The organism is Ruegeria sp. AD5, assembly GCF_056542345.1.
In genome coordinates, this window is the sequence record NZ_JBQFZR010000002.1 from 595,401 (window position 1) to 615,200 (window position 19,800).

Consider the following 19,800-nt stretch of genomic DNA (forward strand, 5'->3'; position numbering starts at 1 on the left):
AAATCCGTTGACACAAAACGTGAACATGCGTAGAACAAAAGAAAACGCATGAGCGACGAGGTATGAGCAATGCTGACCAAGAAGCAATTGGATTTGCTGGAATTCATCCACAAACGCGTGCAAGCGGACGGTGTTCCGCCCAGTTTTGATGAGATGAAGGCCGCGTTGGATCTACGGTCAAAATCCGGGATTCATCGACTGATCACCGCGCTGGAAGAACGTGGCTTTATCCGCCGCCTTGCCCATCGGGCCCGTGCCATCGAAATTGTCAAGCTGCCAGAAAGCCTTGGGGGAGAGCCCACGGCAGGTTTCAAACCGCGGGTGATTGAAGGCGATCGCCCTGAAGGTCCACGCCCCGCGAACTTTGAACCCGTCACAGTTGATGCGATGGAATTGCCTGTTATGGGCCGGATTGCTGCCGGTGTACCGATCGAAGCGATCAGCCATGTTTCGCACCGCGTTGCGGTACCGGGCTCGATGGTTTCGGGCCGTGGTGAACATTATGCGCTTGAGGTTCGTGGCGACTCGATGATCGACGCCGGTATCAACGATGGCGATGTCGTGGTGATCCGCGAAACAACAGCCGCTGACAACGGTGACATCGTGGTGGCATTGGTGGAAGAACAGGAAGCCACGCTGAAACGGTTTTTCCGCCGAGGTCAGGCCATTGCGCTGGAAGCGGCAAATCCGGCCTATGAGACCCGCGTGCTGCCAGAGGACAAGGTGAAAGTTCAGGGCCGCCTGGTAGGCTTGATCCGAAGCTACTGAGGCAGCTTGGTGGACCAGAGGCGGCGGCCTGAGATATCAGAACTGGCGAACAAACGCCCCTTGGATAACGCAAGACTGCCTGTCTTCCGCAGAAATTCCGTATCGTAAACGCTGCATTCACCGGTCAAAGTCAACGACACCGGGGCGACAATGATCTGATCTTTCCTGCATTCCTGAAAGGCGCTCGCAGCCCGCTTGCCAGTCAAGTGGACAAGCTCTTTGTCTCCCAGCAGAAAACGTTGAATTCCCGCTGATGCCTCTGGCCATCGCAAAGCGGCCTTTGGTTGATCTGCCCCGTCCCCGTCATTTTCCAGCCACACCGACGCGACAAATCCGCTGCCTTTCGGTTTGCTCAGCGCGCGCCCGTGTTCAGTCATCACTCCGACCAGCCCGCCGGTATCGGCGATCAGCACGTCTGGGCGGCTCCCCTGACCCCACAGCGCTATCGCCAATGCCGCCGGGGCGATGCCGAGCCACCGTGCGTGCCCTTGCCACAGCATTAGCCACAGAAGAGACAGAGCCAGAGCAGGCAATACGAAATAGTCTGGGCTTACTACGTACCCGCGCGCGCCCTCCAGTCCCGCGACCCAATTGGCAACGGTAAGGATCCATCTCAGCCCAAGACCCATTACGTGCAATGCAATCGCTTCAAGCCCAAAAGGTGCAAGAAGGGCGGCGACCACCGCACTTGGAACGACCAGCGTTCCCATGACGGGCACGGAGACGAGATTTGCCAACAACCCGTAGTGTGAAATAGCGTTGAAATGCGCCGCCCCGATCGGAGCTGTTGCGATCCCCGCGATCGCCGAGGATGTCAACAAGGCCAGCACAGGCCGCAGCCATTTTGGGCCGGGCATTGGGCCATAGTCCCGCAACGCGCCAAACCCTGCGACCAAGGCGGTTGTGGCTGCAAAAGACATCTGAAATCCGGGGCTCAAAAGAGTTTCTGGACGAAAGGTAAGAACAATCAGCGCAGCCACGGCCACCGCCCGCAACGAAATCGCGCGCCGGGCCAACAATACGGCCCCCAGCATAACGCAGACCATCACAAAGGCGCGCTCAGTCGCGACGTTCCCACCAGACAGAAGCAGGTAGATTGTCGACGCGAATAACGCGCAGAGCGCGGCCACCTTGCGTACGGGCATGCGAAGCGCGATGACAGGTACCATTGAGAACCACATGCGGCACGCCACAAAAACGAAACCAGTCAGCAAACCCATGTGCAGGCCCGAAATCGCCAGAAGATGAGCCAGGTTGGACGCGCGCAACGCCTCTAACGAGGCCTGCCCCATCCCGCTGCGATCACCGGTAGTTACGGCGGCGGCAAAGCCCCCGACTTCGCCCGGCAGGATCGTGCGCACCCGATCCGAGATCACCATGCGCCAGGCCGTGATACGCACTCCGTCCAAACCATCTTGCGCCGCAGCCGACGTCAGGACCGGAACCCGAGTGTATCCAACAGCGCCGAGTTGCTGGAACCAGGCGTGGCGGCGAAAATCAAAACCTCCGGGTTCAACTGGCCCTTGCGGCGGCGAAAGATGTGCTGTGGTCATAATCCGCTGACCCGGGGACAGCGCAACTGACTCCCCGTGAATAGACAGCCGGATGCGCCGGGGTCTTTGATCAGCAGGAACGTCCCCGATCCGCACCTGATCCAATGTCACCCTCAGCGCATCCGACGCAGAGCGGTCCAGCGCTACGACCCTCCCCTCGACCGGGCCATAGTAACGCCATTGCAGGACCGGCTCCGCAACCATATGTGCCCGAGCCCCGGCCAGAGCGAACCCCATCGCGATCAGGGCTAAGCCAGTGGCCAGCGGTGACCACGCGGCCCCCATCCAACGGGTGGAGGCAAGCGCCAGCAAGGCAAGCGCCAGAACGCCGGCATAGAGCTCAACCTCGGGTTCGAACCTGAGGCTGAAATACCAACCAATCCCGACCGCCAGGCAGATCGGGGACCACGGAAACAAGTGTCCCCGCTGGGTCAGCAACGCGGTCTCGACCCGTGTCAGAACACGCATGGTTGCCCCCGTCCTTCGGGCTGGGTAGATAGTCGCCAAACTATGCCCGCTAAGGTTACCAAAAGGTTAATCCACACCATGTCCGATCAGGTCGTCACCCGTTTTGCCCCCTCTCCCACCGGATTTCTGCATATCGGTGGCGCCCGCACTGCTCTGTTCAACTGGCTTTATGCGCGGGGTCGCGGCGGCAAGTTCCTGTTGCGGATCGAGGATACCGATCGGGAACGTTCCACGCCGGAAGCAACAGCGGCCATACTGCAAGGCATGGACTGGCTAGGGCTTGATCATGACGGTGAGGTCGTCAGCCAATTCGAGGGTGCCCCTCGACATGCAGAGGTCGCGCATCAATTGCTGTCCGACGGCAAGGCATACAAGTGCTTTTCGGCGCAGGAAGAAATCGCTGCATTCCGTGAACAGGCGCGGGCCGAGGGGCAGTCGACCCTGTTTCGCAGCCCATGGCGCGAGGCCGACCCGGCCACCCATCCGGACGCCCCTTACGTGATCCGCATCAAGGCCCCGCAAGACGGCACCACCGTGATCCGTGATCAAGTGCAGGGCGATGTGACTATTCGAAATGAGCAATTGGACGACATGATCCTGCTGCGTTCGGATGGGACTCCGGTCTATATGCTGGCCGTTGTGGTTGACGATCATGATATGGGCGTGACTCATGTGATCCGGGGCGACGATCACCTCAACAACGCCGCCCGTCAGATGATGATCTACGAGGCGATGGGTTGGGATGTACCAGTCTGGGCGCATATCCCTTTGATCCATGGACCCGATGGGAAAAAGCTCAGCAAACGTCACGGTGCGTTGGGGGCGCAAGAATATCAGGCTATGGGATATCCGGCATCCGGAATGCGCAACTATCTGGCTCGGCTGGGCTGGAGCCATGGGGATGATGAGTTCATTACCGATGCCCAAGCTAAAGAGTGGTTCGATCTGGATGGCATCGGCAAAAGCCCGGCGCGATTTGATGTGAAGAAGCTGGAAAACCTTTGTGGACAACATATCGCCGTCGGGGAAGATGCCGCGCTGCAGCATGAAATTCAGGGATATCTGAAGTCAGCTGGTTTGCCGCCGCTTTCCGAAACACAATCCAGTGATTTGATCCGTGCGATGTATTGCCTCAAGGACCGCGCACGCACGTTCCCGGAACTCATTGAAAAAGCTCATTTTGTGCTTACGTCGCGACCTATCCAGCCAGATGAAAAGGCCGCAAAGGCGCTGGCATCTGTATCCGACGGTATACTGAAAGAATTGACGCCGCAGCTGCAAAATGCTAGCTGGTCCCGGAACGAACTGGAGGAGACCCTGAATTCGTTCGCAGAGGCGAATGGGGTTAAGTTCGGCAAATTGGCTGGTCCGCTGCGGGCGGCACTAGCGGGCCGGGCAGTTACACCTTCGGTATTTGACATGATGCTTGTGCTTGGGCGCGATGAAACCCTGGCGCGGCTTTCTGATGCAGCGAACCCGGCCTGATTTCACATAAGGGTAACGCTGCTCCGCTAAGAACGGACTGCGCGACGGATCGCAGTCGTTGCCTGCTTTGTCGGACAGCGATCCGGCATGCGCACGAATGAAGAAGGGACAAACATGACCGAGAGCAAAAAATCAGCCAAACTGACTGTCCACGGCGAAAGCTATGATCTGCCGGTGTTTTCTCCGACCGCTGGGCCCGATGTGATCGATATCCGCAAGCTCTATGGTCAGGCTGGCGTCTTTACTTATGATCCGGGTTTCACGTCGACTGCAAGCTGTGACAGCACCATTACATTCATCGACGGTGACAAGGGCGAGTTGCTGCATCGCGGTTATCCGATCGAACAGATCGCCTCGAAGTCGCATTTCCTCGAACTCAGCTATCTACTGCTGTACGGCGAGCTGCCTTCGGCGAAGGATCTGGAGAACTTCGAGACCACAATCACCCGGCACACGATGCTGCACGAGCAGATGCAGTATTTCTATCGCGGATTCCGCCGGGATGCGCATCCGATGGCCATCATGGTGGGTGTGGTTGGTGCCATGTCCGCGTTCTATCACGATTCGACCGACATCGCGGACCCGCGTCAGCGTGAAGTAGCTTCGCACCGTTTGATCGCAAAAATGCCGACCATCGCGGCCTGGGCCTACAAATACCATATTGGTCAGCCCTTCGTGTATCCGCGCAACGACCTGGACTATGCGTCAAACTTCCTGCGCATGTGTTTTGCCGTTCCTGCCGAAGATTACGAGGTGAACCCGATTCTGGCACGCGCCATGGATCGTATCTTCATGCTGCAGGCGGATCACGAACAGAACGCCTCGACTTCGACGGTGCGTCTGGCATCTTCTTCGGGTGCAAACCCGTTCGCCTGTATCGCGGCCGGTATCGCCTGTCTCTGGGGTCCGGCCCATGGTGGTGCGAACCAGGCTTGCCTTGAAATGCTGGAAGAGATCGGCAGCGTGGACCGCATCCCCGAGTTTATCGAGCGCGCCAAAGACAAAGATGACCCGTTCCGTCTGATGGGCTTTGGCCACCGCGTCTACAAGAACTTCGATCCACGCGCGAAAGTGATGAAGCAATCGGCAGACGAAGTACTTGACCTGCTGGGCGTGGAAAACAATCCCAAACTACAGGTCGCGAAGGCGCTGGAAAAACAGGCTCTGGAAGATCCGTATTTCATCGAAAAGAAACTGTTCCCGAACGTCGACTTCTATTCGGGCATCGTGATGGAAGCGATGGGCTTCCCGACCTCGATGTTCACGCCAATCTTCGCGTTGTCACGTACCGTTGGCTGGGTTAGCCAGTGGAAAGAAATGATTGCCGATCCACAGAATAAGATCGGACGCCCACGTCAGCTTTATCTGGGCGCGACCAACCGCGATTACGTGGACATCGAAAACCGCTGATCCACACACAATATCGATGTTAAGACCCCGGTTATCCGGGGTCTTTTTTTCCGTAGCGTTACCAAAATGAGACCGTTCGAAACCAAACGTAAATGACTGTTTCGATGCATCTTTCCGCACTGCGTTAGTCCGCCTAATGTTGCCGCGTTCGGCGAATAGTGTTTGGTTCTCATGCGTTTAATCCTCTTGTTCATTATGTTGCTACTTGCGCAATCGGCATCCGCTCAAAGCGTGCTGGAACGTGCTTTTGAGAAGCAGCAGCAGGAAAACGCCGCCGGGTCGTTGGCAATCTTAGGGCTAGCAGGCATCCCGGACGATTCTGCCAGCGCAATCTCACTGCAGTCAAATACAGACAATCGCGATTACGATTTCAAATCCGCCCAGCTGGGCGGCGGGTTTCGCCTTGCTGAGGGCGTGCCGATCTATCTTGAGGGGTATATAGGCTACGCGCGCTATGACCCCGTTCTGACCTTCAGCGGCACCGGAGATACCACGCGTATTCCGCTGAAATGGACCAGCCTCGCCCTGACCGGCGGTGTCGGCTATCAGTTCGACATCGGCGAGTATTGGAAAATGACCCCGATGGCCCATATCTCGGTCGGACGTACGCAATCCGACGCATCTGTCGGTGCGCAAGCCATCGCCAACCGCCTGGGGCTTGATCGAGACTTTCTCGAAAGCGGCGGCATCTGGGCTGGTGGCGCAGGCGGATCGATGACGGTCTCGTACGAGAAAGCTCTGTCCAACGACCGGGAACTCGAGGCAAGCCTGCGCTATACCCATATCGAATACTGGCCTATCGGAGACAACGAGGACTTGTTGGTTGAATCAACTGCCGCAAATGCAGTTCTGTGGTCACGCTACCGCTTTCCAACTGGAAAACGCATGTTCGGTCGCCCGGTCCGCTGGGTGGGCGATCTGTCCCTGTCCTATCTGATCGGGGATCAGTCACTTGTATTGGGCACCGACTGGCTGGCCCGCGTAGGTGGTGGGATCGAGGTCGATCTGTCTGACACATGGGTGCCTTGGGTATCAACGACACGGTTTATGGTCCGCTACTACGGCAGCGATACCGTCAACGGATTCTCGGCCGGTATTGGCATTAGTTTCTGAACCAAGGCTTCAAAACAAAGCCAGTTGATCACCGGGCTGGGGTGGAGGTGCAAACGCCGCACAGTTCAGTGGCGGCATGTCTGTCGACAGCCCCAGACGTTTGACTGCGGCCTTGAACCGTTGCGCAATCATCTCGGCATAGGTTCCTCCGCCCCGCATGCGGTGGCCCCACCGGGGGTCATATTCCCTACCCCCATGCATTTCGCGCAGCCGTGCCATCACCTTCTCTGCTCTGCCTGGCTGATGTTCACTCAGCCATTCGCGCCAAAGCCCGGATACTTCACGCGGTAGCCGCAGCATGATCCAGCTTGCAGCATCAGCGCCAGCCTGCTTTCCGGCCTCCAACAGGTTTTCCAATTCATGATCGGTTAAACCGGGAATCACCGGAGATGTCATAACGCGCACAGGCACGCCAGCCTCGGTCAGGTTGCGGATCATTCCGAGCCTGCGCTGCGGCGAAGGTGCTCGTGGTTCCATCCGCCGGGAAAGATCCCGGTCCAATGTGGTCAGCGAAATGCCAACCCGGACAAGACCATTGCTGGCCATCGGTCCCAGAATATCAAGATCACGCTCGATCAGAGTCCCCTTGGTCACAATACCGACCGGATGTTGAAAATCTCTCAGAACCTTTAGACAGCTTCTTGTTATCTTGCGGTTTTTTTCGATCGGTTGATAAGGATCGGTGTTGGTGCCCAGTGCAATCGTGGCCACCTTGTAAGAACGTGCCGAGAGTTCGCGACGCAATAGCTCAGCCGCATTGGGTCGCGCAACAAGGCGGGTTTCGAAATCCAAGCCCGGAGACAGCCCGAGATACGCATGCGTTGGCCGAGCAAAGCAATACACGCATCCATGCTCGCAGCCCCGATATGGGTTTATGGATCGGTCAAAAGGTAGGTCCGGCGACTTGTTATAGGTAATCAGATTGCGCGCCATTTCTTCCCGAACTTCGGTCCGCAAAGGGGGCAGTTCGTCTGGCAAATCCCAGCCATCTTCGGTCAACTCGGTTGTAAACCTCTCGAATCGACCTGCTTCGTTTGAGGTTGCTCCGCGCCCAGGGCTTTTGATGGCAGTAGTCATTTGTTCGCCTTTTGTTCCAAGCACTAGATGTAAATAAAACCAGTTTCACTGGCAAGATTCATGTTTCGTTTCCCAAAAATCATCAGATGCTCGAAACAGGCGACGCATTAGACTGCAGGTGAATTTACCGTGGCTAATGAAACCAATGCAGGATGATCTTGCAAAATTCGATGTCGCTGAGTGCGAATATTCGGCCTATAGGTCGGTCTCAGAACGACCTAGGTCGCAATCGTCACAGTAGACCTGCGACGAAATGGCCAAAACGGTGAAAATGCCACCACGGGCCGCAGGCCCGCACAGCTCAGGGAAATACCCATGTCTGATGAAGAAGACATCGTCCTGTCCGAACTGAATGACGACGAACTCGTCGAACAGATGTTCGATGACCTTTATGACGGCCTGAAGGAAGAGATCGAAGAAGGTGTGAACATCCTGCTCGAGCGCGGATGGCAACCCTATGACATCCTGACCAAAGCGCTGGTTGGCGGCATGACAATTGTCGGCCATGACTTCCGCGACGGCATCCTGTTCGTGCCTGAGGTTCTGCTGGCGGCCAACGCCATGAAAGGCGGTATGGCGATCCTGAAGCCTCTGCTGGCTGAAACTGGTGCTCCGCGCGTTGGCAAGATGGTGATCGGCACCGTAAAGGGCGACATCCATGACATCGGCAAGAACCTTGTTGCGATGATGATGGAAGGCGCCGGGTTCGAAGTTGTTGATATCGGCATTAACAACCCGGTCGAGAACTACCTCGAAGCGCTGGAAAACGAACAGCCCGACATTCTGGGCATGTCCGCTCTGCTGACGACGACGATGCCTTATATGAAGGTCGTGATCGACACGTTGGTCGAACAAGGCCTGCGTGATGAGTACACCGTTCTGGTTGGCGGCGCTCCGCTGAACGAAGAGTTCGGCAAGGCGATCGGCGCTGACGGTTATTGCCGCGACGCAGCCGTGGCGGTGGAAATGGCCAAGGACTTTATGTCGCGCAAGCACAACCAACTGGCCGGCTGACGCGCGATACCATATCGCGAGACAGGCCGCCCTTATTGGGGCGGCCTTTTTTGTCCGAACCTCGGGCACATATTTAGCTAAAGACCAGTCAGAGAGATCAGATGACCGACTCAAACATGCCAGATGATGACAGCCTGACCCGTCAGGGCTATGTCGCACCGCACAGCACCGAGTCAATTCTTCTGATCGCATGCGGCGCACTGGCGCGCGAGATTTTTGACTTGAAAGAACGGAACGGCTGGGATCACATGGCGCTGACTTGCCTGCCCGCCATTTTACATGTGCACCCGGAAAAGATTACACAGGCGGTCGAGGATGCGGTTGCCAAGCATCGGGACTCCTACGATCGCATCTACGTTGTCTATGCTGATTGCGGAACCGGTGGGTTGCTACAAGCAGCGTGCGAGCGACTGGGGGTCGAGATGATCCAAGGGCCCCATTGCTATTCCTTCTTCGAGGGCAATTTGGCCTTTGCCGCGCATGGAGACGATGAAACCACCGCTTTTTATCTGACAGATTTCCTTGCGCGGCAGTTTGATGCGTTTGTCTGGAAACCGCTGGGTCTAGACCGGCATCCTGAATTGCGAGAGATGTATTTCGGCAATTACACCAAGCTCGTCTATCAAGCACAAACTGATGATCCCAACCTCACTCGCCGCGCGCAGGAGTGTGCCGAACGGATGGGGCTGGAATTCGAACGTCGGCAAACCGGCTATGGCGATTTGGAAACCACGCTTGCTGACTGGGCAGCACGCAAATCCACCTAAAAGTCAGGCGCTGGCCAATGCCACTTCGCGAATACGTTCTATCATAGCGCGTAACCCGTTCGAACGTTGGGCAGACAAATGATCCTGCAACCCCAGTCGCGCGAGTTCTCCACCGGCATCAACACTGGGCACCTCGGCCACCGGCAAGCCGTTATACAGGCTACGCAGAACCGCAATCAGGCCCCGAACAATCAGGGCATCGCTGTCACCGTCAAATCGGAATTGACCGCCCTCAATGGTTGGATGCAGCCAGACCTGACTGGCGCAACCATTCACCTTGGTCGCAGGGACTTTGAATGCATCATCCAGAGGCTCCATCGCTTTGCCCTGCTCGATCACATGGCGATAGCGGTCCTCCCAGTCCTCCAGGAACTCGAAATCCTCGACTATCTCTTCGAAGGCTGGCGTTGACATATCGGGTCCGTCCTTGCGTTACGCATTCACAATTGTGAACTATGCTCAGCGCTACCGACTGTCCAGTCCCCAGCGTGGCTTTTCAAACGATCGAATTTGCGTTAACCCGATGCAGGTAAAGTTGCACAAAGTACTGGGTCCATGCACAAAACTCTGCCTGTTCTGATGATCTCCACAATGGCTCTGTCCGCTTGTAGCAACTGGAGCAACTCAAGCGCGAATCCATCGAACTGGTTTGGCAGCAGCACACCCAGTCCGTCCGAAGTGTCGGCCGATGACGCCAATGCATTGGTTCCCGAAAATGCCGACAAAAAAGGCCTGTTCGAGCGTCCGGACGCCGAGGATAACAGCGTTCCAATCGCCGTGATCAACGAATTGCGGATCGACCCAACCTCGACGGGTGCAATCATCTATGCGGCTGGCACAGCCATTCGACAGGGTGCGTTCAACGCACAGCTTGCGCGCGTAAGATCTGAAGAACTCAGCAAAAATGGCGTTATGGAATTCACCTTCCGCGTGGATTACCCGGACTACGCCACTGCGCAGGGCACCGAACGGTCGCGGATGGTTTCAGAGGCCGTCAATGTAAGCCGAAAAGAACTGGAAGGTATTCGTTTAGTTCGGGTCAAAGGCCAGCAGAACGCGTTGGAATCTCGTCGCCGTTAAAGCGAGACAACCTGCACTGCCTGTCCCTTGGCGGCCAAAGCAATCTTGCCTTCGCAAAGCTTCAGCGCGTCCTCGCCAAAAACCTCGAACCGCCAACCGGACATGGCGGGAACTTCTCGTTCGCCTGCAGCGATCTGATCCAATTCCGCGCTGGAGGCGATCAATTTTGCGGCAACGCCTGCGCTTTCGGTCTTTGATTTCAAAAGAACGCGCAGCAAATCTGCAAGTGCCGGGTTGACCTTCAGTTTGTCGCGGCTGTTGTCAATTTTCGGCAATCGGTCTTGCGGGCAACCTATGCCCCGTTTTACCGCCTCCAGAATGCCTTCTGCGATCGCCCCTTTGCGCGCTTCGCGCAGCAACAAGCGCGACCCGCCCAGATCAGAGGGCGTCTTGGGCTTGGTCGAGGCCATCTCGATCAACGCATCGTCTTTGAACACACGGCTTCGTGGCACATTGTTCTCTTGCGCATAGGCCTCGCGGAACTGCGCCAGCTCTCGAACCACGGCCAGAAACTTGGCAGAGTTGGTCCGCGTTTTGACCCGCCGCCACGCCTCTTCCGGGCGAATGTCATATGTCTCGGGTCGGGTCAGTATGCGAAGCTCTTCTGCAACCCAGTGATCCCGACGTGACTTCTTAAGTTCTGCAGCCAAATGCTCATAGATTTTCCGAAGATGGGTTACATCTGCCAATGCGTATGTTTTCTGCGCTTCCGTCAGAGGGCGCCGTGACCAGTCGGTGAAGCGAGAAGTTTTATCGACCCCTTCCTTGCAAATCTTCCGGACCAGAGTCTCATAGCCAACCTGTTCACCAAAACCACAGACCATCGCAGCGACCTGAGTATCAAACAACGGAGTCGGAAAGACTCCCGCGTCGACCCAAAAAATTTCAAGATCCTGCCGCGCGGCGTGGAAAACCTTGACCACGCTTTCGTCGCTGAACAGCTGGTACAAAGGCTCCAGCGATATGCCGTCAGCCAGTGGATCAACCAGAACGGCGCTGTCTTCATCTTCCGACGGCACCGCAAGCTGCACTAGACAGAGTTTCGAATAATAGGTCCGTTCGCGCAGAAATTCGGTATCTACAGTGACATAAGGATATTGTGTAGCAGCCGAGCAGAATGCGGCCAGCTCTTGCGTCGTCGTCAGGGTTTTCATGCGCGGTGCTGTTCTTGCTTTTGGTTATTGTGACTGCCCGTGCCGTCCTCGTCCCGAGCGATATGCGACCATAAGACGAATAACCTTTGCGTGTAAATCACTCCGCCGCGTTAGGGCAGAAGAACTGGGTCTTTGTTGCCCATACAATAACGGCGAAGCACGGCAGGGTAGAGTTTGTGCTCCCAGGTCAACACGCGGGCGGCGAGCTCCTCAGGCGTGTCCCCTACCCGTACACCCACGCGCGCCTGACCCAGAATCGGTCCGTCATCCAACGCGGCAGTAACTTCGTGAACGGTGCAGCCATGTTCGGCGTCGCCCGCTTCAATTGCGCGGGCATGGGTATTCAAACCCTTGTACTTAGGCAAAAGCGATGGGTGGATGTTCAGCATCCGGCCCTGGAAACGCGATACAAATTCACCCGTCAATACACGCATGAAACCGGCCAGACAGACAGCATCCGGCTGGGCTGCCATAAGCGGTTTAAGCAGTTCTGCCTCAAACCCAGCGCGATCTTTGCCAAAGGGCTTGTGGTCGACGGCTGCGGTCGGAATTCCGCGCTGTGCGGCTTTCTTCAGCCCTCCGGCATTTGCATCGTTCGACAATACCAGACATGGCCGACCGGGATGATCGCCATTCATGCTGTCGACCAGCGACAGCATGTTCGATCCGCCCCCGGAGATCAGGATCGCGACGCGCTTGTGGCTCACAGCAGTTTGCCTGAATAGGCAACACCCGGCGCTGCGGTGACCGTTCCGATGCGCGCAACGGATTCGCCTGCCTCTGCAAGCAGTGTTGTAAGATCATCTGCCTGATCTGCAGCGCAGACAACAATCATGCCGATGCCGCAGTTGAAGGTCTTCAACATCTCGGACTCGGCGATGCCACCGGTCTCGGCCATCCATTTGAACACAGGCGGCAAGTCCCAAGCATTCAAATCAATCTCGGCCCCGAGCCCTTCGGGCAATACGCGCGGCAGATTTTCGGTGAGGCCGCCGCCGGTTATATGGGCAAGCGCGTGAACGCCGCCGGCCCGGATCGCTTGCAGCGCTGGTTTCACATAAAGCCTCGTGGGGGTCAGCAGAGCCTCACCCAATGTTCCGCCACCGAAAGGCGACTCTGCCTCCCAGCCCAACCCCGAGATCTCGACCAGCTTGCGCACTAGCGAATAGCCGTTGGAATGCACCCCGTTCGAAGCCAGCCCCAGCAGGACATCACCCTGTTCAACGCCCTCGGGCAATGCGGTCCCGCGTTCCATGGCACCAACCGAGAAACCGGCCAGATCGAAATCGCCGTCAGGGTACATACCCGGCATCTCGGCGGTTTCACCACCAATCAGGGCGCAGCCAGATTGGACACACCCCTCGGCAATTCCTTCGATAATCCGCGCGGCAGTATCGGTGTCCAACTTACCGGTGGCAAAATAATCCAGGAAAAACAGCGGCTCAGCACCTTGGCAGATCAGATCGTTGACGCACATCGCCACCAGATCGATTCCCACGCCATCGACAACGCCGGTATCAATTGCGATCCGCAGCTTGGTGCCCACACCATCGGTTGCGCCCACCAGAACCGGGTCTTTATAGCCAGCCGCTTTCAGGTCGAACAGAGCGCCAAACCCGCCTAGCCCACTCATCACGCCCGAGCGGTTGGTGCGCTTGGCGGCAGGCTTGATCCGATCGACCAAAGCGTTGCCTGCATCGATATCCACACCTGCGTCGGCATAGGTGATTCCGTTCTTGCCCGCTGTCATGGCCAATCCCTCATGAGTGCTTTGCGCGCGGGTTATTCGATTGTGAGCCATGTTGCAACGGTCAGGCTTGACGCGGGCTGCCATCGTGATAGGCAAAGTCCTCAGGCGGGCCTGTAGCTCAATTGGTTAGAGCAGAGCGCTCATAACGCTTTGGTTGGGGGTTCGAGTCCCTCCGGGCCTACCAATTCACCGTCCAATCACGATATCCGCGCATAATCCGCCCAGCCTTTCGCTGCTGCCCAGTCGCAGAATACCACCATGTACGCGCGCGATATCGGCAACAATCGCAAGGCCCAAACCCACGCCGGTGCCCTGATTCTGGTTTCGCGCCGGATCAAGTCGCGTGAAGGGTTTGACGGCCTCGGTGCGTTGTTCGATCGGGATACCGGGGCCGTCATCTTCAACCCGAATGCGTAGTGACTTTGGCGTCATCGAAAGGCTGACCTCGGCGCGTGAACCATAGCGATTCGCGTTTCCAATCAGATTCTCTACTGCCCTGCGCATGGCCGATGGGCGCAGCATTGCCGTTCCACGCCCCTCGACCGAGATTAGTTCAACGTGCTGGCCCGCGCGCTGGGCATCGTCAACGATTTGGCTCAGCCAATTTTCGGGTTCAATCTCTTCGGGTGCGCTCTCTGCAGCGCCACGCGAGAAGTCCAAGAATGCATCCAGCAGCGATTGCATCTCGTCCACGTCTTGCAACAACGGTGCGGCCTCGTCCTCGGGCAACATAGCTAATCCAAGTTTCAGACGCGTCAGAGGTGTGCGCAGATCGTGGCTGACCCCCGACAACATGAGCGTGCGCTGCTCAATCTGCCGCTCGATTCGGGCGCGCATGTCAACGAAGGCATTGCCCGCAGCGCGTACCTCGATTGCGCCACCGGGTGAATAAGGCACGACCCGCCCGCGACCAAAGGCCTGCGCCGCGTCCGCAAGGCGCGTGATCGGGCGCAACTGATTGCGCATGTAGAGAAACGAGATCGTTGTCATCAGAGCCGCAAAGAACACCATCGTCACAATCAGCTGATGCGGTGCTGTCGGCGACAGGCGTCGGCGATCAAACTCTAGCTCAAGCATGCCCAGATTGGTTGCCAGAAAAAGACTCACTTCCTGTCCATTTGGCAGAGCCACATACTGGGTTTCAGGCAACAAGCTGCGCATTTCCGCATCCACCTGCGGGGCAATGAAATCGTACCATCGACGCGGACTGTTTTTCGGCTCTTCATTCGGCGGCAGAAAACGGGCGGTCATGTTCAAGACCGACAAGTCCTGCCGCGCAGCTGCCAATGCCTGCTGCTGGGTTTCCGCACCCTCCATCACGTCCAGCACCAGTGTCACCTCGCGCGCCGCCGTGCGGGTCATCTGGGCGGTCACTTCTTCAAGATGTTTTTGCAAAAAGGCAATCGCCACCACCAAAAGCACGACAATGACCGGCAGTACCAGAATGAGTGCGGCACGCGCATATAGGCTACGCGGCATATAGGGTTTGAGCCATTGGGTCGACATGCGCTAAACCTAGCGGGCTGCCCGGGCAAGAGGAAGAGGTCAGAATGCAAGCCCCCGACGATTTCAACCCTCTGCCTGGACAGGTTGCCGTGCTCACCCCGGGACTTAGGCGCATTCTTGCGCCCAATCCCTCGCCAATGACTTATCGTGGTACGAATACCTACCTTCTGGGCGATGAGGACATTGCTGTCATCGACCCTGGGCCATTGAGTGATGCCCATATGCAAGCCATAGTTGATGCGCTGGAACCCGGGCAGCGGATCAGCCACATATTTGTTACGCACACCCATCTGGATCACTCGCCTTTGGCCGCCCCGCTCGCATCCCGCACCGGCGCTCCGGTTCTGGCTTTTGGTGGTCCGCAAGCTGGACGCAGCGAAGTCATGACCGAGCTGGCCCAGAACGGGCTTGCCGGAGGTGGTGAGGGAATCGATGCCGATTTCCGCCCTGATATCGAGCTTGAAGACGGTGAACGCGTCGCGGCAGAAGGCTGGCAACTCGAAGTAATCCACACACCCGGCCATCTGGGCAACCATATCGCGTTGGCCTGGGGGGATGTCTGCTTTACGGCTGATCACGTCATGGGCTGGGCCAGCTCTCTGGTCTCGCCCCCGGACGGGGACCTGACGGATTTCATGGCAGCCTGTCGCCGCCTGCGCGCGCGCAAATGGTCGGTTTTTCACCCCGGGCATGGTGCCCCCATTACGGGTCCTGACAAACGCCTGGATTGGCTGATAGACCACCGATTGCAGCGAGAATCACAGATACTCGACGCCCTGGAAAATGGCCCTGAAACGGCCCAACAGCTTGCCCAGCGAATCTATATCGAAACCCCCGCCGCGCTGCTTCCCGCGGCCGAGCGTAATGTCTTCGCCCATCTGGTTGATCTGACCGGCAGATCCCGTGTAGCGCCCTTGGGGGATCTGTCAGTTGCGTCTCGTTTCAAGCGCATCGCGTGAATCGGAAAAAATTGGCGGCCCGTGCGCTTCCCCTCTGGACGCCGAAAATACGGGTTGTTATACGCCCCTCAGTTCCGGCGTAGCTCAGCGGTAGAGCAGTTGACTGTTAATCAATTGGTCGTAGGTTCGATCCCTACCGCCGGAGCCAAATCACACCAAATTCTTCATAATTAGCTGCGTGAGCCACGGCGAAGTTTTTTCGCAGAAAAAACTCCACTACCCCACTGGACGCCGCAATTTGAGGTTGCTATACGGCGCGGACCGTTCCGGCGTAGCTCAGCGGTAGAGCAGTTGACTGTTAATCAATTGGTCGTAGGTTCGATCCCTACCGCCGGAGCCATTCTTCCCAGACTGGCACTATTCCATCAGCGCATCACTGAAATCCGAGCGCAACGTGCGTTTCAGGACCTTTCCGGTCGCGTTAAGGGGCAAGGCATCAACGAACACGACCTTGTCGGGTACCTGCCATTTTGCGATTTTGCCGTCGAAGAATGCCAACAAATCCTGCTCGGTCGGTTCTTCGCCCTCGGCCTTCACTGCTACCAAAAGCGGGCGTTCGTCCCATTTCGGATGCGGCACACCCACAACGGCAGCCGTCGCTAGTTGAGGGTGTGCGACCGCGATATTCTCCAACTCGACAGAGCTGATCCATTCACCCCCCGATTTGATGATGTCCTTCGATCGGTCGCGGATGGTCATGTACCCATCCGGGTCCAGTGTGGCAACGTCGCCAGTCGCGAACCAGCCATCCTGCAACAAGGCCTCATCCTGCATGTGGAAGTAGCTGTCCAGCACCCAATGGCCGCGCACCATCAGATCGCCCTGCGTTTCACCGTCATGGGGAAGATCTCTGCCATCATCATCGACGATTTTTAGTTCAACCCCAAAGGGCGGGCGGCCTTGGTTTTCGCGCAGCTTGTGCTGTGCTTCCATGGGCATGTCCAGATGTTTGGCCATCGGATAATTCGTCGTGCCCAGCGGGCTCATTTCGCTCATGCCCCAGGCGTGGACGGTATCGACGCCATAGGTTTCGCGGAACGTTTCAATCATTGAGGGCGGGCATGCCGCACCACCGATTACAGTACGATTGAGGCTTTTCAACTTGGTCCCGCATGTCGCGGCATGGGCCAGCAGACCTTGCCAAATGGTCGGTACGCCCATCGCCAGCGTGACGCCATATGTGTCGATCAGATTGACCAATGCCTCGCCATGCAATCCCGGCCCCGGCATCACCATTCGCGAACCAGACATAGCGCTGGCATAGGGCGAGCCCCAAGCGTTGACGTGGAACATTGGCACCACCGGCATCACCACATCAATGGCGGAATAGCCGATTACGTCGCGCGTGTTCGACGCGAAGCTATGCAGAACTGTAGTGCGGTGGGAATAGAGAACGCCTTTGGGGTTCCCAGTGGTACCCGAAGTATAACAGAGGCTGGAGGCAGTGTTTTCATCAAAGCTGGGCCACGCGTAGTCTGTATCACCGGTTTCAATCATCTCGTCATAAAAAACCAACCCCGGCACCTGAGACAGCGCAGCCTCGTCCCGCGCACCCATCAGCACATAGTACTGCACCTCAGTCAGATACTCTTGCAGCGCGGCGACCAAAGGCAGGAAGGTCGCATCGAAAAACAGGACCCGGTCCTGCGCGTGGTTGATGATATAGGTTAGTTGTTCGGGAAACAGACGCGGGTTGATCGTGTGGCAGACAAAGCCCGCGCCGGACACCGCATAGTAGATCTCAAGGTGGCGGCGGTTATTCCAGGCCAGCGTGCCCACGCGATCCTGCGGTTGCAGCCCCAGTTTCTCCAACGCCGAAGCCATCCGTCGGGCGTTCTGCGCGATCCCGGACCAGTTGGTCTCAGTCACGGTTCCGTCGGTTTCGACCGAGATGATCTCGGTCTGCCCGTGATAACGTTCAGCATGTTCAATCAGCGACGAAATCAGCAAAGGCTGCGTCATCATCTGTCCCAGCATGGACATTCCTCCCATCGTCAGCGCTTGGCCGCGCCGTTATGTCTTGGCAACAACCCTGCCAAGAATTCAATTGTCTGACAATAAGAGAGTGCGGCAGGGTGCCGCGTCAACCGCGATGTCGCAATGCGTATCCAACCAGCGCCGAGGTCGAGCCATCTTTGCCATCGGCGCTGACCTCACCGTCCACGATCGGTCCCAGAGACGTTGCCAGTTCCTTGCCCAGCTCAACACCCCACTGATCGAACGAGTTGATTCCAAGCAGCACGCCTTCGACAAACACACGGTGTTCATAAAGCGCAATGATTTGACCCAGCACAAACGGGGTAAGCTGCGGATAGATCAGCGTGGTTGACGGGCGGTCGCCCGAAAACACACGATGGCGTGCCTGACGCTCCAACTCGTCGCCTGTCAGGCCCTTTTCGGCCATGCGTGCGCGTGCAACATCCAGCGACCGACCCCGCATTAGCGCTTCGGACTGGGCCAAGCAATTAGCCAATAGAAGGCGATGATGATGGGCCAGTTCCGGCTCATGCCCGTTTGCTGCCACTATGAATTCGCAGGGAATCACATCGGTGCCCTGATGGATCAACTGATAAAATGCATGCTGCCCATTTGTGCCGGGTTCGCCCCAGACGACCGGTCCTGAAGGCATGGTTAGCGCACTGCCATCCATCGCGACGGATTTACCGTTCGATTCCATCTCAAGCTGTTGGAAATAGGCAGGCAGGCGCAGCAGACGCTGATCATATGGCAGAACTGCGCGGCTGGCATGCCCAAGCACCTGACGATGCCAGACCCCCACAAGCGCCAGCATAACTGGCAGATTTTCTGCCCATTCGGCGGATTGAAAGTGCAGATCCATCGCCTGACCGCCCCGCAGAAACGCGTCAAACGCGTTCGAGCCAACGGCAATCATTACCGGCAGTCCGACCGGCCCCCAGACCGAGTACCGCCCGCCGACCCAATCTGCGAAGCCAAACACCCGCGACTCGGGAATCCCGAAGGCCTGTGTCTTGTCAACAGCGCTGGAGACCGCTGCGAATTGCCGCGCCGGATCACCACCACCATCGACCATCCAAGCCCGCGCCGTGCGCGCATTGGTCATCGTCTCGATGGTCGTAAAGGTCTTCGACGCGACAATCACCAGAGTCCGTGTCGGATCAAGCGGGCGCAGCGTATCCGCAATATGCGCACCATCCACGTTTGAGACATAATGCAGCCTTGGCCCGTCGTGATAAGGTGCCAAGGCATGCGTCGCCATCACCGGCCCAAGGTCCGAGCCGCCGATGCCAATGTTGACCACATCCGTAAAGCCGCCCCCTGCCCCTTTGATCGCCCCGCCACGCACTTCTTCGGCAAAGACGCGCATTCGCTGCAAAGTGCCCAGTACGTCCGGCATTACATCCTGACCATCGACCTCGACCGGGCCTCCGTCGAGATTGCGTAGCGCGGTATGCAATACAGCCCGGCCTTCGGTTTCGTTGATCTTTTCACCGGAGAACATCGCGGCCCGACGCTCTGCCAATTCGACTTGATCGCAAAGCTGGATCAGTGCCGCGCGGATATCTTCGTCGATTTGTGTCTTCGAATAGTCAAACAGCAGATCTCCGGTCGAAGCCGAGAAACCCTGCGCCCGGTTTGGATCGGCGTCAAACAGATCGAGTATCCGACGGCCCGTCTGTGTGGCTGCGAGTGAGTTCAATTGATCCAGCTGCATCG

At 57.4% G+C, this 19,800-nt stretch carries 17 protein-coding genes and 3 tRNA genes; 11 read left to right on the forward strand and 9 right to left on the reverse strand.

Going from position 1 to position 19,800, the window contains the following annotated elements:
* Positions 1-69: 69 nt before the first annotated feature.
* Entirely contained in the window at positions 70-768 is a 699-nt protein-coding gene (gene lexA / locus ACR0JG_RS11530; protein ID WP_480569845.1) for a transcriptional repressor LexA, read from the forward strand.
* Here the strand turns inward: lexA and ACR0JG_RS11535 are convergent.
* Positions 762-2,789, reverse strand: a complete 2,028-nt coding sequence (locus ACR0JG_RS11535; RefSeq protein ID WP_480569848.1) for a ComEC/Rec2 family competence protein — start codon at positions 2,787-2,789, stop codon at positions 762-764. The genes lexA and ACR0JG_RS11535 overlap by 7 nt on opposite strands.
* A gap of 78 nt (positions 2,790-2,867) precedes the next feature.
* Here ACR0JG_RS11535 and gltX point away from each other — a divergent pair, with 78 nt between their 5' ends.
* From gltX to ACR0JG_RS11550, 3 genes are all read left to right on the forward strand, one after another.
* Positions 2,868-4,274, forward strand: a complete 1,407-nt coding sequence (gene gltX / locus ACR0JG_RS11540; protein ID WP_480569851.1) for a glutamate--tRNA ligase — start codon at positions 2,868-2,870, stop codon at positions 4,272-4,274.
* Positions 4,275-4,388: 114 nt separating this feature from the next.
* Positions 4,389-5,684 carry a citrate synthase gene (gene gltA, locus ACR0JG_RS11545; protein WP_170392967.1) on the forward strand — a complete coding sequence of 432 codons (1,296 nt, stop codon included), beginning with the start codon at positions 4,389-4,391 and terminating at the stop codon, positions 5,682-5,684.
* A 171-nt stretch (positions 5,685-5,855) separates the two neighbouring features.
* The gene (locus tag ACR0JG_RS11550; protein WP_480569854.1) at positions 5,856-6,797 is read left to right on the forward strand and encodes an autotransporter outer membrane beta-barrel domain-containing protein; all 942 of its coding nucleotides are present in this window, start codon (positions 5,856-5,858) and stop codon (positions 6,795-6,797) included.
* A 9-nt stretch (positions 6,798-6,806) separates the two neighbouring features.
* Here ACR0JG_RS11550 and ACR0JG_RS11555 read toward each other — a convergent pair whose 3' ends face one another.
* On the reverse strand, positions 6,807-7,874 hold the full coding sequence (locus ACR0JG_RS11555) for a PA0069 family radical SAM protein (RefSeq protein WP_480569858.1): 1,068 nt from the start codon (positions 7,872-7,874) through the stop codon (positions 6,807-6,809).
* 315 nt (positions 7,875-8,189) lie between these two features.
* Here ACR0JG_RS11555 and ACR0JG_RS11560 point away from each other — a divergent pair, with 315 nt between their 5' ends.
* Positions 8,190-8,888, forward strand: a complete 699-nt coding sequence (locus tag ACR0JG_RS11560; protein WP_170392964.1) for a corrinoid protein — start codon at positions 8,190-8,192, stop codon at positions 8,886-8,888.
* Positions 8,889-8,989: 101 nt separating this feature from the next.
* The gene (locus ACR0JG_RS11565; protein ID WP_480569861.1) at positions 8,990-9,655 is read left to right on the forward strand and encodes a DUF1638 domain-containing protein; all 666 of its coding nucleotides are present in this window, start codon (positions 8,990-8,992) and stop codon (positions 9,653-9,655) included.
* 3 nt (positions 9,656-9,658) lie between these two features.
* Here ACR0JG_RS11565 and ACR0JG_RS11570 read toward each other — a convergent pair whose 3' ends face one another.
* Positions 9,659-10,069 (reverse strand): SufE family protein, encoded by a 411-nt coding sequence (locus ACR0JG_RS11570; RefSeq protein ID WP_480569864.1) that lies wholly within the window; start codon positions 10,067-10,069, stop codon positions 9,659-9,661.
* Positions 10,070-10,210: 141 nt separating this feature from the next.
* Here ACR0JG_RS11570 and ACR0JG_RS11575 point away from each other — a divergent pair, with 141 nt between their 5' ends.
* A complete protein-coding gene (locus ACR0JG_RS11575; protein WP_170405998.1) occupies positions 10,211-10,735 on the forward strand; it encodes a hypothetical protein in 525 nt (174 codons plus the stop codon).
* On the opposite strand, the gene rnd is transcribed toward ACR0JG_RS11575, so the two are convergent.
* The 3 genes from rnd to purM form a co-directional block, all read right to left on the reverse strand.
* Positions 10,732-11,889: a ribonuclease D gene (gene rnd, locus ACR0JG_RS11580; RefSeq protein ID WP_480569866.1), complete on the reverse strand. Its 1,158-nt coding sequence runs from the start codon at positions 11,887-11,889 to the stop codon at positions 10,732-10,734. The genes ACR0JG_RS11575 and rnd overlap by 4 nt on opposite strands.
* 110 nt (positions 11,890-11,999) lie before the next feature.
* Positions 12,000-12,596 carry a phosphoribosylglycinamide formyltransferase gene (purN, locus tag ACR0JG_RS11585; RefSeq protein ID WP_170562539.1) on the reverse strand — a complete coding sequence of 199 codons (597 nt, stop codon included), beginning with the start codon at positions 12,594-12,596 and terminating at the stop codon, positions 12,000-12,002.
* On the reverse strand, positions 12,593-13,639 hold the full coding sequence (purM, locus tag ACR0JG_RS11590) for a phosphoribosylformylglycinamidine cyclo-ligase (protein WP_170596100.1): 1,047 nt from the start codon (positions 13,637-13,639) through the stop codon (positions 12,593-12,595). Before purM ends, purN begins: the two co-directional genes overlap by 4 nt.
* Before the next feature lie 107 nt (positions 13,640-13,746).
* Between purM and ACR0JG_RS11595 the strand changes: the two genes are divergently transcribed.
* Positions 13,747-13,823, forward strand: a tRNA-Ile gene (locus ACR0JG_RS11595).
* A gap of 2 nt (positions 13,824-13,825) precedes the next feature.
* Here ACR0JG_RS11595 and ACR0JG_RS11600 read toward each other — a convergent pair.
* A complete protein-coding gene (locus ACR0JG_RS11600) occupies positions 13,826-15,145 on the reverse strand; it encodes an ATP-binding protein (RefSeq protein ID WP_170421844.1) in 1,320 nt (439 codons plus the stop codon).
* A 44-nt stretch (positions 15,146-15,189) separates the two neighbouring features.
* Here ACR0JG_RS11600 and ACR0JG_RS11605 point away from each other — a divergent pair, with 44 nt between their 5' ends.
* From ACR0JG_RS11605 to ACR0JG_RS11615, 3 genes are all read left to right on the forward strand, one after another.
* Positions 15,190-16,104, forward strand: a complete 915-nt coding sequence (locus tag ACR0JG_RS11605; RefSeq protein ID WP_480569870.1) for an MBL fold metallo-hydrolase — start codon at positions 15,190-15,192, stop codon at positions 16,102-16,104.
* Between the two features lie 73 nt (positions 16,105-16,177).
* Positions 16,178-16,252, forward strand: a tRNA-Asn gene (locus ACR0JG_RS11610).
* Positions 16,253-16,369: 117 nt separating this feature from the next.
* Positions 16,370-16,444 (forward strand) — tRNA-Asn (locus ACR0JG_RS11615).
* A 17-nt stretch (positions 16,445-16,461) separates the two neighbouring features.
* On the opposite strand, the gene ACR0JG_RS11620 is transcribed toward ACR0JG_RS11615, so the two are convergent.
* Positions 16,462-18,081, reverse strand: a complete 1,620-nt coding sequence (locus ACR0JG_RS11620) for a long-chain-fatty-acid--CoA ligase (protein WP_480571089.1) — start codon at positions 18,079-18,081, stop codon at positions 16,462-16,464.
* Between the two features lie 106 nt (positions 18,082-18,187).
* On the reverse strand, positions 18,188-19,798 hold the full coding sequence (pgi, locus tag ACR0JG_RS11625) for a glucose-6-phosphate isomerase (RefSeq protein ID WP_480569873.1): 1,611 nt from the start codon (positions 19,796-19,798) through the stop codon (positions 18,188-18,190).
* Positions 19,799-19,800: the final 2 nt, after the last annotated feature.

Coding starts and splice junctions, on each gene's coding strand:
- lexA (WP_480569845.1), top strand. CDS start 70: ATGCTGACCAAGAAGCAATTGGATTTGCTGGAATTCATCCACAAACGC.
- ACR0JG_RS11535 (WP_480569848.1), bottom strand. CDS start 2,789: ATGCGTGTTCTGACACGGGTCGAGACCGCGTTGCTGACCCAGCGGGGA.
- gltX (WP_480569851.1), top strand. CDS start 2,868: ATGTCCGATCAGGTCGTCACCCGTTTTGCCCCCTCTCCCACCGGATTT.
- gltA (WP_170392967.1), top strand. CDS start 4,389: ATGACCGAGAGCAAAAAATCAGCCAAACTGACTGTCCACGGCGAAAGC.
- ACR0JG_RS11550 (WP_480569854.1), top strand. CDS start 5,856: ATGCGTTTAATCCTCTTGTTCATTATGTTGCTACTTGCGCAATCGGCA.
- ACR0JG_RS11555 (WP_480569858.1), bottom strand. CDS start 7,874: ATGACTACTGCCATCAAAAGCCCTGGGCGCGGAGCAACCTCAAACGAA.
- ACR0JG_RS11560 (WP_170392964.1), top strand. CDS start 8,190: ATGTCTGATGAAGAAGACATCGTCCTGTCCGAACTGAATGACGACGAA.
- ACR0JG_RS11565 (WP_480569861.1), top strand. CDS start 8,990: ATGACCGACTCAAACATGCCAGATGATGACAGCCTGACCCGTCAGGGC.
- ACR0JG_RS11570 (WP_480569864.1), bottom strand. CDS start 10,069: ATGTCAACGCCAGCCTTCGAAGAGATAGTCGAGGATTTCGAGTTCCTG.
- ACR0JG_RS11575 (WP_170405998.1), top strand. CDS start 10,211: ATGCACAAAACTCTGCCTGTTCTGATGATCTCCACAATGGCTCTGTCC.
- rnd (WP_480569866.1), bottom strand. CDS start 11,889: ATGAAAACCCTGACGACGACGCAAGAGCTGGCCGCATTCTGCTCGGCT.
- purM (WP_170596100.1), bottom strand. CDS start 13,639: ATGACAGCGGGCAAGAACGGAATCACCTATGCCGACGCAGGTGTGGAT.
- ACR0JG_RS11600 (WP_170421844.1), bottom strand. CDS start 15,145: ATGTCGACCCAATGGCTCAAACCCTATATGCCGCGTAGCCTATATGCG.
- ACR0JG_RS11605 (WP_480569870.1), top strand. CDS start 15,190: ATGCAAGCCCCCGACGATTTCAACCCTCTGCCTGGACAGGTTGCCGTG.
- ACR0JG_RS11620 (WP_480571089.1), bottom strand. CDS start 18,081: ATGCTGGGACAGATGATGACGCAGCCTTTGCTGATTTCGTCGCTGATT.
- pgi (WP_480569873.1), bottom strand. CDS start 19,798: ATGCAGCTGGATCAATTGAACTCACTCGCAGCCACACAGACGGGCCGT.